At 44.6% G+C, this 14,447-nt stretch carries 12 protein-coding genes; 7 read left to right on the forward strand and 5 right to left on the reverse strand.

Annotation, left to right across the window (positions count from 1 at the left end):
• Positions 1–207: 207 nt before the first annotated feature.
• Positions 208–1,227 (reverse strand): glycoside hydrolase family 26 protein, encoded by a 1,020-nt coding sequence (locus AC438_RS10790; RefSeq protein WP_053981267.1) that lies wholly within the window; start codon positions 1,225–1,227, stop codon positions 208–210.
• 800 nt (positions 1,228–2,027) lie between these two features.
• Between AC438_RS10790 and pyrC the strand changes: the two genes are divergently transcribed.
• The 6 genes from pyrC to AC438_RS10820 all read left to right on the forward strand — a co-directional run bounded on the left by pyrC (position 2,028) and on the right by AC438_RS10820 (position 8,280).
• Positions 2,028–3,059 carry a dihydroorotase gene (gene pyrC, locus AC438_RS10795; RefSeq protein ID WP_053981268.1) on the forward strand — a complete coding sequence of 344 codons (1,032 nt, stop codon included), beginning with the start codon at positions 2,028–2,030 and terminating at the stop codon, positions 3,057–3,059.
• A 294-nt stretch (positions 3,060–3,353) separates the two neighbouring features.
• Positions 3,354–3,965, forward strand: a complete 612-nt coding sequence (gene rnt / locus AC438_RS10800; protein ID WP_053981282.1) for a ribonuclease T — start codon at positions 3,354–3,356, stop codon at positions 3,963–3,965.
• An 89-nt stretch (positions 3,966–4,054) separates the two neighbouring features.
• On the forward strand, positions 4,055–5,200 hold the full coding sequence (trmA, locus tag AC438_RS10805; protein ID WP_082354108.1) for a tRNA (uridine(54)-C5)-methyltransferase TrmA: 1,146 nt from the start codon (positions 4,055–4,057) through the stop codon (positions 5,198–5,200).
• A 16-nt stretch (positions 5,201–5,216) separates the two neighbouring features.
• Positions 5,217–5,681 carry a DUF4426 domain-containing protein gene (locus AC438_RS10810; protein WP_053981269.1) on the forward strand — a complete coding sequence of 155 codons (465 nt, stop codon included), beginning with the start codon at positions 5,217–5,219 and terminating at the stop codon, positions 5,679–5,681.
• A 65-nt stretch (positions 5,682–5,746) separates the two neighbouring features.
• Positions 5,747–6,382, forward strand: a complete 636-nt coding sequence (rdgB, locus tag AC438_RS10815; RefSeq protein ID WP_053981270.1) for an RdgB/HAM1 family non-canonical purine NTP pyrophosphatase — start codon at positions 5,747–5,749, stop codon at positions 6,380–6,382.
• A gap of 242 nt (positions 6,383–6,624) precedes the next feature.
• A complete protein-coding gene (locus AC438_RS10820) occupies positions 6,625–8,280 on the forward strand; it encodes a hypothetical protein (protein WP_053981271.1) in 1,656 nt (551 codons plus the stop codon).
• Between the two features lie 73 nt (positions 8,281–8,353).
• Here the strand turns inward: AC438_RS10820 and AC438_RS10825 are convergent, their stop codons facing one another.
• The 3 genes from AC438_RS10825 to AC438_RS10835 form a co-directional block, all read right to left on the reverse strand.
• Positions 8,354–8,923, reverse strand: coding sequence for a hypothetical protein (locus AC438_RS10825; RefSeq protein ID WP_053981272.1), 570 nt, complete (start codon positions 8,921–8,923; stop codon positions 8,354–8,356).
• A gap of 240 nt (positions 8,924–9,163) precedes the next feature.
• Complete coding sequence (locus AC438_RS10830; protein ID WP_053981273.1) at positions 9,164–9,454, reverse strand: hypothetical protein; 291 nt, start codon at positions 9,452–9,454, stop codon at positions 9,164–9,166.
• A 1-nt stretch (position 9,455) separates the two neighbouring features.
• The gene (locus AC438_RS10835) at positions 9,456–10,934 is read right to left on the reverse strand and encodes a metallophosphoesterase (protein WP_053981274.1); all 1,479 of its coding nucleotides are present in this window, start codon (positions 10,932–10,934) and stop codon (positions 9,456–9,458) included.
• 917 nt (positions 10,935–11,851) lie between these two features.
• Between AC438_RS10835 and sstT the strand changes: the two genes are divergently transcribed.
• Positions 11,852–13,075 (forward strand): serine/threonine transporter SstT, encoded by a 1,224-nt coding sequence (gene sstT / locus AC438_RS10840; RefSeq protein ID WP_053981275.1) that lies wholly within the window; start codon positions 11,852–11,854, stop codon positions 13,073–13,075.
• Between the two features lie 303 nt (positions 13,076–13,378).
• Here sstT and AC438_RS10845 read toward each other — a convergent pair whose 3' ends face one another.
• Positions 13,379–13,846 (reverse strand): OsmC family protein, encoded by a 468-nt coding sequence (locus tag AC438_RS10845; RefSeq protein ID WP_053981276.1) that lies wholly within the window; start codon positions 13,844–13,846, stop codon positions 13,379–13,381.
• Positions 13,847–14,447: the final 601 nt, after the last annotated feature.

Consider the following 14,447-nt stretch of genomic DNA (forward strand, 5'->3'; position numbering starts at 1 on the left):
TCAGTCGTGTGACTCCGCAATAAGCAGTATGATTTTAAAACAAATAGCATAAAGCCAAAAATACAATCATACTGCAACATTCAAGCTATTGAAGCGGGTTTTTCTACAAGCGCACAGCGCTGTATAACCGCCTTAGGTAGCTCCTGCCACGGGCAGACTCATAAACACAGCCTACGGGCCGCCTGTCTCGGCCAGTAACATCGTCACTTAAGGGAACTGGTAACCACGCCAGCCTGGCATCTCATTTAGAATCAACACGCGCTCAGAAAAATAGGTTTGTTGAATTTTTTCATTTGAGTTGGTTTCAAACGTCAGCTCTGACCACGGCATCATAAAGGTCCACAAAGGCTGGCTGGCCAACACATTAGGTGACGGTAAATCTTCACACTCGCTAATCGCAATAGGTTTACCTGCGGCTTTTTTCACAATCGCGTTATACTTTTTTTGCGTATAACCTGTTCCGTCGCTCCAGTACATATCCATTGTTAACATGTCCCAGTATTGAGCGCCTGGGTCGTAGCTTTGCAAATCAGCTTCTAGAGTGGCAAAATCTTGTAAATTCCACAGCCAAATAATATTGCTCAGGCCTTTTTTGTGGGTTAGGTAATCATGGGTGATTTGGTACAACCTTGCTGTGCCCTTAGGGCCTGGACGCCCGCCCCACCAAAAAATATCTTGATTCATTTCATGCAGAGGCCTAAATAAAACCTCTACGCCAGCATTTTTCATTTGCAAAAGATGGACCGCAATATCATCCATCATCGACTTCCACTTTTTATTAATTGGCGTACCATCGGTAATCAATTGATTCCATTGCGCATCGGTCATAGCGCTAAGTACACCCTCTTTATTCCACTGGCAAGGAGTGCTTTTAGCGGGGTTGCATGCGTGCCACATAAGGTGAACCATGGCACCATTATTCCACTCAGTGATCACCTGATCAGTCATGCGCTGGCGCTGAGCAATCTCTTGGGGCTCAAATTGAAAGTCACTGCTGTACATGCCTGGCCACTGTCCGGTCACTCGATTAAACCACCGGCTGTAATAATTGGGGTCGGCGTTGGGCTGGCGATTATGCATGGCGCCAATGGTGTGCCGGCCTTCAATTGACTTTAAAAAATCCAGTGTTTCATAAGACAGTGCCGCATGGCTAACAGGCAAAAGTAACAGTAAAACCCAGGCGAATAGCCTTTTTGAGAGATAGGAAAATTGTTTGTCATGACTCATTAAATATACCTTATTTAATTATTTTTATTGTACAGTGCCTAGCCCAAAACTGAGCAAGCGCTCTATGAATGCCGAATAACAGCCGTTAAAGGCGGTGGCAGCCAAGCTTTCAAAATACCGATTTTTAAGTATGAAAAAAACGTGTTTTTATTCTATTGTTTATTTCTATGATGGACATTCAAAAAAACAACATGGCGCACACAAAGGCAGAACCATTAGTCGAATAGGCCATTACATTGCTGTCTTGTCAGCCCTATGGGTAGAATGTAACCCGCACTGAATTCATACACCAAAGTTATGATTTTCATAAAGATAACACCTGTTAATTGTATCCTGCCCCAAACTAGTACCTAACAAGAAGTGAATGATATATGCCGTATTACGCGGGCTGAGCGAGCGTAGGCTACCACGAGCCGTATGTAACGGGGCCGAATAACAAGAGTTGAATCAAAAAGCCGAGAAAAAGGCCCTCAACCGTCAGTCAAAAACAGTTTTTAAGGCATATATTTTTGGGTGAGAAATTGTCGCTATAGCGTGAATTTCGCCGCGGCATTGTAGCTTAGCGTGTTATGAAAACGCATGGCAATTCAAGCACATAAGATGTCTTAAGCGTGCATACACATCAAAAAAGACGTTACTTGACGGAACACTGGCATTTATATGCACACCGCGCAGTCATTTATTCGGGCCAGACATTACAAGCGTTGCTGTGCTTTAGGCCAAAATTAAGGTAGCATGCGTCTGTTTTTTTCCGTGTAACACGCTTTTTTATTTAGCCCTCACCAATAAGTCCATTTTTTATGCAAAGCTTAACCATTACCGCACCCGATGACTGGCACATTCACCTTCGCGATGGCGATGCCCTAGCCCGTACTGTTGGCGATGCCGCCAGCCAATTTAAGCGCGCCATTATCATGCCCAACCTCGTGCCACCGGTAATGAATGCCGAGCAAGCTTTAAACTACAAGCAACGCATTCAGGCGCATATTCCTGAAGGCGCTCATTTTGAACCCCTCATGGTGTTGTATTTAACCGATAACACCACGGTAAATGATATTGCAGTCGCCAAGGCCGCGGGCGTAGTGGCCTGTAAGCTGTATCCTGCTGGCGCCACCACTAACTCAGACTCCGGTGTCACCAATATTACCCGGCTTTACCCTGTACTAGAAGCCATGGCCAAGCATGACGTTAAGCTATTGATTCATGGCGAAGTGACCGATAATCACATCGATATTTTTGATCGTGAAGCCTTATTTTTGGAGCGCACACTCACACCGCTCATTCAAAGCGTGAGTGGCTTAAAAATTGTGCTCGAGCATATAACAACCGCCAACGCGGTTGATTTTGTTAACGCCGCCGATAGCCACTTGGCCGCAACCATTACTGCGCATCATTTGTTGTTTAACCGCAACCATATGCTTGCCGGCGGTATTCGTCCGCACTTTTATTGCCTACCTATTCTTAAACGCGGCGAGCACCAAAACGCACTAATTAGCGCCGCCACCAGTGGCAGCCCTAAATTCTTTTTAGGCACAGACTCAGCGCCGCACACCACAGACAAAAAAGAAGCCGCTTGCGGCTGTGCCGGAGCCTACACAGCAAACGCCGCCTTATCGCTATACGCACAAGCTTTTGAAGAAGCCAACGCCCTCGATAAACTCGAAGGCTTTGCCAGTCACTTTGGGCCTGATTACTATGGTTTAGCGCGTAATAGCAGCACCATCACACTGATTAAGCAGCCATGGCAAAACCCTGAGACACTCAGTTTGGGTAAAAGCAGCCTCACGCCATTATTAGCGGGCCAAACGCTCAACTGGGCCGTACAAGCTTAAGCAACATGATTATGACATCTAAGGTAACTATTCAGAGGCACCGAAGAAATTGGGCACTAATGAATCATTGTCTGGGCCGCTCAAGCCATCTATGGGCACCATATAAGCACTCCCAGCGCTTAAACGCTCAGAAAATAATCCATCAGTACCCTATCAGGTGAACTTTTTCAGCTTGGCTGAATAGTTACCATTTAAGATACTATAAGCACTCCCACATAATATTAAGGAAACCCCGTGAGCGACGATACCGAAGCGAACGAAACCACTGTTTTTGCCTCCCGCTTTCGCGGTTATATGCCCGTCATTATTGATGTAGAAACCGGTGGCTTTAATTGCGCCACCGACGCGCTGCTTGAGGTTGCTGCAGTCACTCTTGATATGGATGATGATGGCATATTGCGCCCCGATGCCACGATTGAATTTAATGTGACACCCTTTGAGGGGGCCAACCTTGAGCAATCGGCCCTTGACTTTACCGGCATCAAACCCGACTGCGCATTGCGCAACGCTGTAGAAGAGCGCCAAGCATTAACCGATGTTTTTTCGGTGATTCGCAAAAAGGTCAAGCAATATGACTGCAAGCGCGCCATTATGGTCGGCCATAATGCACATTTCGACTTAGGTTTTGTCAATGCCGCAGCGGCACGTTGCGATATCAAGCGCAACCCGTTTCACCCGTTTTCTTGCTTTGATACAGCGACGCTCTCTGGCTTGGCCTTTGGTCATACGGTGCTGGCAAAAACCTGCCACATTGCTGGGATAGATTTTTCAAATCGCGAAGCGCATAGCGCCGCGTACGATGCACAAAAAACGGCAGAGCTTTTTTGCTTAATTGTCAATAAATTTCAGGCATTGGGCGGCTGGCCGATTATTCGCGAAGACTTCAACCCGTTTAATATCGATTGAAAACTCGCTAGAGTCATGCACACTCATAATCCCGCAACACGTACACGATACACCGAAGCAGTCGTGCGAATTCCCGTAGATGTAACTATATGACAGCCAACAACACAACACAACACGCACCAGCCCTCGCCCAGACAACCACTCAACCCGTGGCTTTTGACTACACCAGTGCAAGCTACTGCGCCCAGCTTGAGCACAAAAAAAACACAACAATTACGCAGTTTTCTGATTTGGGCATACCCGAGCTGGCTGTTTTTGAGTCGCCGGCTGAGCACTATCGCATGCGGGCTGAGTTCAAAATATGGCATCAAGGCGATCGCTGTGATTACGCAATGTTTCAGCCTGGCACACCCAAAAAAACCTACACACTTGAGCAGTTTCCCGCTGCGTCAGCCACAATCAACGAATTAATGCCTGCATTACTCGCCCAAATAAACGCTAACGAGCTGCTAAAGCGCAAATTATTTCAGTGTGAATTTTTATCAACAACAACAGGCGAATGCCTTATTACCCTCATTTACCACAAGCCTTTAACCGATGAATGGCAAGCCCTAGCCGAGACCATCGCTGCACAATTAGGCTGTCATATTATTGGCCGTGCTCGCAAACAAAAGCGCGTATTAAGCCGCAACTGGGTACTCGAAGAACTCACGATTAACGAGCAGGTTTACGCCTACGAGCATGTTGAAGCCAGCTTCACGCAGCCTAACGCTAAAATTTGCGCCGATATGCTCACGTGGGCGCAAGCCTACACGCAACACAACGGTGGCGACCTGCTCGAGCTATATTGCGGTAACGGCAACTTTACACTGCCTTTGGCTAAAAACTTTGACCGTGTACTCGCCACCGAAATTTCAAAAAGCAGTGTTGATTCGGCCAAGCGCAATATGGCACGTAATACCGTGGGCAATATCGAATTTGCCCGCCTATCCAGCGAAGAATTTACTCAAGCCTTAGAAGGCGCGCGAGAATTTAGACGCCTCAAGCACTTAGCGTTAGACAGCTATCATTTTAGTACCGTGTTGGTTGACCCTCCGCGCGCAGGCCTTGACGAAGGCACACTCAATCTCATCAACCGCTTTGAGCACATTGTGTATATATCGTGCAACCCCGACACTTTACACCGCGACTTATTGATTTTACGTAATACGCATAGTATTGAACAATTTGCCTTATTTGATCAATTCCCATTCACCCATCACCGTGAATGTGGCGTAATATTAAAAAGAAAATAATTCACGGAGCCCACCTATGTTTTATGCACACACATTCATCAGCACCCTAAAATATGCCATGGTGGCTATTGTATTACTGTGCGTTAATAGGCTGTATGCCGCCGACCTCGATCAAGAGAGCACGCAGGTATTTGGCGATTACACTGTACATTACACCGCCTTTAACAGCACCTTTATTCAGCCCGATATTGCCGCGCACTACGGGATTACCCGGGGTAAAAATCAAACACTGATTAACATTAGCGTACACGATAAAACAGGCAAAGCCGTTGATGCCAAGCTTGACGCTTATGCACAAAACCTCATGCAACAAAAAAAACCGCTCACTTTTAAAACCATTACCGAGCAAGCGGCTATTTACAGTATTGCTCCACTGCGTATCACCAACGAAGAAGTATTTAACTTCCACATTACCGTTACCCCGCCGCAGTCAAAACCCTTTACCCTCAAATTTACTCGTAAGCTTTACGTCGAGCCATAAAGCTACATGAACAAGTAAATAATTCGCGATAACATGCAACGTCAAAACAACTTCACAGGACTCCCATGAACACAACACAAACCATTGTTTTGGCCAGCGGCAATGCCGGTAAATTACGTGAATTTAATGACTTACTGGCAGGCCTGGGCTTTAATGTAAAACCACAAAGCGACTACCAAGTACCCGAAGCCATTGAAGATGGCCTTACTTTTGTTGAAAACGCCATTATTAAAGCCCGCAATGCCTGCAAACATAGTGGCCTACCCTCTATTAGTGATGACTCGGGTATTGAAGTGGACGCACTTAAAGGCGCACCGGGCATTTACTCGGCTCGTTACAGCGGTGTAAACGCCACCGACCAAAACAACAATGCCGCGCTACTCGAAGCACTCAAAGAAATACCCGCCCACGAGCGCACTGCACGCTACCAATGCGTATTAGTTTTTATGCAACACGCACTCGACCCAACCCCTATTATTTGCCAAGGTAGCTGGGAAGGCACTATTCTCACTCAACCCCAAGGTGATGGCGGCTTTGGGTACGACCCTATTTTTTGGGTGCCCAGCCACAATGTCGCCTCAGCACAATTGAGCAAAGTAGAAAAAAGTAAAATTAGTCATCGCGCTAAAGCATTAACCGAGCTAGTGCAAAAGCTAAAAACTACCTGTCATTATCCAACCAAGCTGACAAACCTCACCTGACAGAATGCTGATGGGCTCTTTTCTGAGCCTTTAAGCGTAGACAGCGCTTAAATAGTGACCAGCCAATAGCTCATTAGCGCCTAATGTGGCCCTCTCGTGTCGTGACGTTATTTTTCATCTCACACGTAGGCCGTTACATAAACAACACAACCTTGTCATAGAAGCATCACTCGTTAGTCACACTTACCCTCTAAGATCCGCCGCTTCATTTATATGATTATTTTACTTGAGGTGTGCGCAACATGAAAAAATATCAACTACCCGCTATAGCTTTGACGTGTTCTTTTGCTTTACTGGGGTGTAATTTAAGCGGTGGTGGCTCGAGTAATAAAGCAAAGCCTAACGCCAGCACTGATCTCCAGGTGAACCCTAAGCCCCCAACGGACACTCAGCCACCTGTCGTGGCCAAACCTCCTGTAGCGACTGAGCCCACCAACCCAACGCCCCCGGCACCGGTGGTTAAACCCGAGCTACCGAAAGGCCGGTTTTTTTCAGGGGATTTACATACCCATACAGCCATATCTGAAGATGCGCATAACCCTGTGGATCGCGTACTTGCGCGCGCCTTTGATGAGCACCAATTAGACTTTGTGTTTTTATCTGATCATTTGCGTATAACTGGGCGTGATGACCAAGATAATCCAGTCGCCAAAAAGCCAGTGTCAGTGGCGATTGAACAATATCAAAGGCCGTACTTAGCCAAATACCTTGACCAAGGTAAAGTCATTATTAGCGGTACGGAATGGGATAATTCAACCTACGAACATACCAATATTTGGATGTACACAGACACTCCAAACTCAGATGATAGCCTTGCTTTACTGCGCCAGTTTGAGTTTTACGCTCAGGATTATGACGAGAGTGTATTCTCGCCAGAAGAGGTGCAAAAGTGGCTGTCTGAACGTGAACGCTTTAACGCCGATGATGATGGCTTAGAGGCATTAAAATGGTTGCAGCAAGTAATCCCCCAAGGCCAAGGTTTAATTCAGCTCAACCACCCCAACCGCAAAGGTGATACTTACACGATTTCAGATTATCGCGATATGCTCAATGCAGCACCGGGCATGCTGTGTGCGTTTGAAGGCTTGCCCGGTAATCAAGCAACAGATTTGCGTGCTGAATATGAATATGATCGCTTTAATGGCAACCGTCGAGCTTTTGTTTACGGCGGCGTCGATTACAGTGTCAATCAAGTAGGCGGCGAATGGGACACGCTACTAGCCGAAGGCTATAACGTGTATGTTACATCCAATTCTGACTTTCACGATGCCTATGCTCCAGGTCAATACAATAAAAATTTAGTATGGCTTAACGAAGGGCAAAGCTTCAATCAAAAAAATCTTTTTAGCGCGATTTGCTCGGGTAAAGTTGTTGCTATGTATGGCGATTTAATTGATGACTTAACCTTTGATGCTGAATCTAGCCTTGATCGCAAAATGATGGGTGACACCCTCAAAGCCAAAGCGGGTGATAACATCACAATAAACATTCGCTTTAAACCTTCATCAGGCAATTGGTATACCCAAACAAATAACCTTGCTCCGCCCATTGTCGATCATATTGATTTGATAGCTGGTGATATGATGCCCAAAGCACAGCCCAATACCGTAGAATATGAACAAAGCACTAACCCAAGTACCCGCGTATATCAGCGCTTTTTTGCTGATGACTGGGTCATTGATGACCAAGGTTATTATTCGATGTCGTTTAACTTAACAGCCGTTGAACGTGATATGTACTTCCGAATTAGGGGGACTAACTTAGCCATAAGCGGCAGTAAAATGGATGCCGAGGGCGTACCTCATGTCGATTTTATTCGCCCCAGCGGTAAAGCTAACGCCGATAACTACTCGAGCCTGTGGTTTTACTCTAGCCCTATTTATCTGGTTATACAGTAAAACGACCGATGATACTTAAGGCGCTAAGCGGCACCCCCTAGCGCCTTAAGCATCGTCGGCCTTGATTAGTGAGTTATGGCTGTACAGCCACTAAACGGCCTTCTAAATCTGAACAAATACGCGCGAGATCTTTTTTATCCCAAGGCTTACCGCCAACAGAATAATAATAGTTATCATAAATAAACGTCTGTGCGTCATGGTAATCTAGTTGAATATGCTGACACTGAGCCATTAAACCCTGAGTCGGGCAAGCTTCTTTTTTTAACTGACCTAGCGGCAGTGACTCGCAACTTTCTTTTAAGTCTTTTAATTTTGGCTTTAAACTTTTATCAATGGGGTATTGGCGGCATTGGCTAAAGCTGGATATGAGCTGGCAGCTGTAACGGGTAGCGCCTTTTAACGCAGCTAAGCGCTGAGCAAATACTTTTTGCTCCTCTTGTTCGTGGTGGTCATGCGCGGCGTTGTTGTCATCATTTAACACATCAAAAGCCGAAGGCGCTTTGTTAGACTGATAACTGGCTACAAGGTGTTGATGTGTGTCGCTATCGCTATGTCTGTGAGTTTGGCTCTGGTCAAAACTATAACTCAGTGGTGCGCAGACTATCGCTGCACCAATGAGCACTAAGTGAGAATATTTTTGCATAATGATGCCCGCTGTGAATAGGTAAATATTAGGGCAAGACAGAGATATTTTATCCAATAATACGTGTTTTCACTCCCTCAACTACGTTACTCGGAGCGTGACATACCTAGGCATGCACTCTTCGAACATCTTACTGAGTCAGTAGGAATCTACATCAAATTAGATAATCTATTATTGCCTCACCCTTTAAAAGCCGGCCAACACGGTAAACTACATGGCCGCTAGACCAGCTTTTTTATGTTAGTCGAGCGCTTCGTATTTACGAGTTAAATCATCGGCGCATAGCGTACAAGACACCTTTTGAGTACACTGAAAATACTCCTCTCCCTTCCGATTGATGGATTGACAGTGCGCATTTAAAGGCTCGGCAGCGCCTGGGTAGCAGTTATCGACAGCCTCCTCCAAGGCACTACTAATAGCATACTGCTGTGTCGCACTAATGTGTTGCCCCTCTTCTATGGTTGACTCACAATTAGCGAAAGCTATAGCGCTACTGAAGCAGCATAATATGACTATTAAAAACTTTTTCATTTTAATACCCCTTTAAGACAGTAAATTGATCAATAATTTGACCGTTCACATTTTTAAAATAAAACTCAGCTCTATCCTCATAAAATGTCCCAAACATGGCACCATAACGCGCACCTTGTGTAGAGGTATAAATACTGGCCCACCAATTACCGCTACGCTCTTGATCACGTACACCAATCCCCCCCAAACCCGACACAAAAGCAAACGTTTCACCCTCTGATACAACAAAGCGAGACGAGGTACTGGCAACAGTTTGCTGACTCATATCACTTAATAAGTGAGTGCGTGAGTATGAATGTTCGTGCCCTGTAGCAATGATGGCACCATTTTGGCGACATGTTTCATAGGCTGTCCAACCCACCTCATCGTATTTACCGCCCGCTTGCATATTGCGCTGATTTTTGTGCCAAGCACAGATTCGCCAAGCATTACGAGGGGCATTATTCAGACTGCGACTAATATAATTCTCGTGATCGGTTCGACGACCACTAGAGCCAATCGCCGATAAGACAATATATACATTGTCAATTTGACAGGTCATTTTTTCGGCGTAGATACCGCTGCATTGCACATTTGATTGCGCATTTAAGCGGTTTTTCCCATAAGCAATCACATCCGAAATATTACTATCACCATAATCATGATTACCGGCAGCAATGACGGCAGGATCTGAACCTAAAGTATTACGTACCATGGCATCCCAGTTGTCATCTTTACTGCTGTTATAAGATGTATCGCCCGCAACGATGGTAAAATCGGCGCCTTCACGCTGAATTAAATTTAAAACCGATTGAAAATTACGCCCAGCACCCGTATCGCCAATAAATGCAATTTTAGTACCTGTCTTCTCACTACCACCGGCATCCGTATTACCACCCGTATTGGTTTGATAAGTGATGTGTAATAAAGGCGCTTGCGCACTTGAACCATCAAAAGATTCGGCGGTGCGCTCACCAATCCCCGTAATAATGAGAGCTAAATCATTACCCGATTGCCAGCCAGAACGATCAACAACTTCTTGAATAATAGCTTTTAACTCAGGTGTACGTTGTGCAGTCCCGGCAGCACCTACAGTACGCCAACTGGCTGGTCGCCAAGTCACATTAGCATTGGTTGTTGCACGGCGAGATAAATTGTAGCGCGCGCTTGTCAAAGCAGCGGCATTATCGCTGTTTTCTGCGCGAATATTGACTACCGTATTGCCGGTATTCGTTTCGTCAGTGGTGAATTGTACATAAGCGCCTGTAATGGTTGCACCTTGCGCGATGGCTAAGCTCTGAAAACGCAAGCCAATAGTTTGGCTTCTACTGCCATCATAAACTAATTCGATATCACTGCTATTGAGGTACATCGAGCCATCAGAGCGCTCCTCGGCATCGTCATCACTACTACTGATGCGCTGGTTTATTGTAATATCAGCCAAAGCCGAGGCGCTTATTAAGCAGACACCTAGCAAGACCCTAATTATAGGTTTTATCATTGTGTGGTCCTCTTGAGTACAGGTCATATTGATTTTATTGAGTTAATGTTTACGCGTGCGCTCAAGATTCATATAGAATTAATTGCTATATTAGCTATACATCTACACCCTGTTTTCTTGAAAGATAAAAACTGTACAGCAACAGCTTATTATACCGATGCATAGCTTTCTTCTTCGCAGCCTCACGCCGTCAACATAAATTAACCTGTTTAATAATAATCAAGAATATTGACAATTAAATGACACAAAATATTAACGCGTTACTATAATGATATTGTAATGGCATGCTAATTTTATTCACTGATGAAGAGGTATTAAAATCACTTTACTACTTAAAAAGGTGCACCATAAGTCAGCAAAGAGGGTCCCAGTATGATGTCAACTTTCGATTTAAGGTCGTTAATTTTTTATTAATTTAAGGTTATGGTATTCAAGGGTTTTCTGGATCGATGCATGTTAATCAAAGGAGTACTTAACCTAAGCTACAGCCCTGTCTACTCCTCCACTATTGCCAGCATAATAACGACTTAAAGTCTATCAAAAAGTGACCGCCTTACAAAAAATTCACACTCGGACTAGGTGGATTAACCATTACATGCCCTTAAGACAGTCAAATACTATCCTGAACACACCAACTAGGGCTTTGCCGATATCGGCAAAGCCGCGAGTGGATGAATACCTTTGTGATGGTTATAATAAGGTGTTTACTCAACTTGGTACGCATGAATTGATTGGCGCCATGCTGAGTAATACCGGCACTATAATAAATCACATATTGTATAGATGTGATTTATTTGGACACGGTGCATAATATTAGTGGATCATTTTGGCCTCAGACTAGACTTTAGCCATTCCATCCGATATATCCCTATTCGAGCTTATTAAAAGTCATAAATATAATAATCATAGGTCAAGCAATGAATCAATATCAATCACTGTTAGCACGAGTTGCTAGTAGTAGCTTAGTACTACAAATTCTCGCCGGTATTATTCTCGGCATCATTCTCGCCACAGCTTCAACTTCTGCAGCAATACACGTGTCATTTTTAGGCAGTTTATTTGTTAAAGCACTGAAAGCTGTTGCACCTATTCTTGTATTCGTTCTCGTAGCGTCATCAATTGCAAACCAAAAGAAAAACACCCAAACCAATATACGGCCCATTATTGGTTTGTACTTACTTGGAACATTAGCGGCGGCATTAACCGCTGTGGTGTTTAGCTTTGCATTTCCGACGACGTTATTACTTGCTGGGAGTATCGAAGAGTCTAACCCGCCACAAGGCATCGCAGAAGTATTGAACACCCTACTCTTTAAAATTGTAGACAACCCTATCAACGCCTTATTAACAGGCAATTATATAAGCATTTTGGCGTGGGCTGTAGGACTAGGTGTCACATTACACCATGCTGACACATCAACCAAAAAAGTGCTCTCTGACTTAACGAATAGCGTGACTAAAATCGTACGTTTTGTTATACGTTTTGCCCCTATTGGTATTTTTGGATTAGTTGCTGGCACAATTGCAGCAACAGGTTTTGAAGCATTAGCGAGCTACGCTCAATTACTGAGTGTATTAGTGGCTGCAATGCTATTTATTGCATTAGTCGTTAACCCCATTATTGTGTACTTAAAAATTAGGCGTAACCCTTACCCACTGGTACTAAAATGTTTACGTGAAAGTGGCCTCACGGCTTTTTTTACTCGCTCCAGCGCGGCAAATATTCCAGTAAATATGGCTTTATGTGAAGAGTTAAAACTTCATAAAGACACCTATTCGGTTTCAATTCCGCTAGGCGCAACCATTAACATGGGCGGAGCAGCAATTACTATTACCGTTCTAACATTAGCAACTGCAAACACTCTGGGCATTCAAGTCGACTTCTTAACGGCAATACTATTAAGTGTTGTAGCGGCTGTATCGGCTTGTGGCGCCTCTGGTGTTGCTGGTGGCTCACTGCTATTAATCCCGCTGGCCTGTAGTTTATTTGGTATATCAAATGATGTGGCGATGCAAGTGGTTGCCGTTGGCTTTGTTATTGGTGTGATTCAGGATTCAGCCGAAACGGCATTGAACAGCTCAACCGATGTGGTCTTTACCGCAGTTGCTTGTGAAGCGGCAAAGACTAAAGTGGATTGCTAATATTACTTATAAATAGGCTATATAAAAACAGTTGACCTAAGCGTTTTTTTCAGTTCTTATAATTTATAAAAAGTGAGGGCAGGCATACCAAAAATAAAGCGAGTGCCTGCGGGCCCGAGTAGGCCCAGCCCTCATCTTTTTCAGATACTTCTTTTATTAATTCCAGATATGTTTTCATAATTAGGAGTGCCTAACGCCGGCATAAAGAGCCGGAACGGAGTTGGTTAATTTGTACTATTAAAGCACAAATTAAGCGACGTAGTTGAGATCTAGCCAGCTTGCTGGCGAACTTTGATACCTTTGTTAGGCAATCATTTCGGTTACCACTTCAGTTTTAACTGAATTGGCAATGAAGCACTGCTCGTGGGATTGGTGATGCATTTTTTCGATTTGCTCCATTGTTGGCTGCTTGCTACCTGAAAAGGTGACTTTGGGGCGGAGCGTTACTTTCGTCATTAATATTTTCTTATCTTCTCCTTCCTCCATGATACCCACCGCATTGTCTACATACTCATCAATTGTAAATTTTCTTTTTGCTGCAATTGATAAGAAGAACAACATATGGCAACTAGATAATGACGCCACGAATGCTTCTTCTGGATCCACGTTGGCTTCGACAGAATAAGGAAGCGGAACTACATGAGGCGAAGAAGATGCTTGCACTGTTATCCCACCATCGAATTTCCACAAGTGGCTCCGACTATATTTATTATCAATATAGGTTTCTTCATTTCCTCGAAGCCATTTAACTTCGGCATAGTATTCTGACATTTATTCTCCGATATTCATTGTTGCCTAGCGCTTTGCTCATTGGAAAATCAGGAGCGAAGCGAGTAATTTCCCGAGTACAGCAACTTGTTACATACACAAGGACATACACACCCCAAAATACCTTTCGAGTATAAAGAACCCAAAACCTAAAGCAAACCGCTATTTGACTCATCAGCCAGCCTTATCTAACGTTAAACCCTAAAACACTGGATAAGCAGACATGGCACAACCGCGCAAACAATTGGTTTCGATAGGCGATACCGCTTTTTACAACATCACAACGCGCTGCGTGAGGCGTAGTTTTTTGTGTGGCTATGATAAATTCAATGGCAAAAGCTATGAGCATCGGCGCAGCTGCACTATTCGCTTGCTCCAGCACTCTTAGTATTAGTACATCCATGTACGTTGATCGAGCAGCGCATACGGCTATTAAGCTCCATATTTGCCATCGATATCTGCGCCTATGCCGTTATGAGCAACCACCTGCACCTCGTCATCAAACTCAACCCCGAAGAAGCGGCTCAATGGTCTGCCAAAGAAGTTTTAGAGCGCTGGTGCTGCTTGTTTAAAGGCTCGCCGATTGTGCAGCGGTATATTAAAA

Origin of the sequence: Marinagarivorans algicola, from assembly GCF_001292705.1 — a bacterium.
GTDB lineage: Bacteria > Pseudomonadota > Gammaproteobacteria > Pseudomonadales > Cellvibrionaceae > Marinagarivorans > Marinagarivorans algicola.

Bases quoted from the DNA above. Each gene is read 5' to 3' on its own strand.
- rnt (WP_053981282.1), top strand. From the start codon at position 3,354: ATGCCCGTCATTATTGATGTAGAAACCGGTGGCTTTAATTGCGCCACC.
- AC438_RS10830 (WP_053981273.1), bottom strand. From the start codon at position 9,454: ATGAAAAAGTTTTTAATAGTCATATTATGCTGCTTCAGTAGCGCTATA.
- trmA (WP_082354108.1), top strand. From the start codon at position 4,055: ATGACAGCCAACAACACAACACAACACGCACCAGCCCTCGCCCAGACA.
- AC438_RS10820 (WP_053981271.1), top strand. From the start codon at position 6,625: ATGAAAAAATATCAACTACCCGCTATAGCTTTGACGTGTTCTTTTGCT.
- pyrC (WP_053981268.1), top strand. From the start codon at position 2,028: ATGCAAAGCTTAACCATTACCGCACCCGATGACTGGCACATTCACCTT.
- rdgB (WP_053981270.1), top strand. From the start codon at position 5,747: ATGAACACAACACAAACCATTGTTTTGGCCAGCGGCAATGCCGGTAAA.
- AC438_RS10790 (WP_053981267.1), bottom strand. From the start codon at position 1,227: ATGAGTCATGACAAACAATTTTCCTATCTCTCAAAAAGGCTATTCGCC.
- AC438_RS10845 (WP_053981276.1), bottom strand. From the start codon at position 13,846: ATGTCAGAATACTATGCCGAAGTTAAATGGCTTCGAGGAAATGAAGAA.
- sstT (WP_053981275.1), top strand. From the start codon at position 11,852: ATGAATCAATATCAATCACTGTTAGCACGAGTTGCTAGTAGTAGCTTA.
- AC438_RS10835 (WP_053981274.1), bottom strand. From the start codon at position 10,934: ATGATAAAACCTATAATTAGGGTCTTGCTAGGTGTCTGCTTAATAAGC.
- AC438_RS10825 (WP_053981272.1), bottom strand. From the start codon at position 8,923: ATGCAAAAATATTCTCACTTAGTGCTCATTGGTGCAGCGATAGTCTGC.
- AC438_RS10810 (WP_053981269.1), top strand. From the start codon at position 5,217: ATGTTTTATGCACACACATTCATCAGCACCCTAAAATATGCCATGGTG.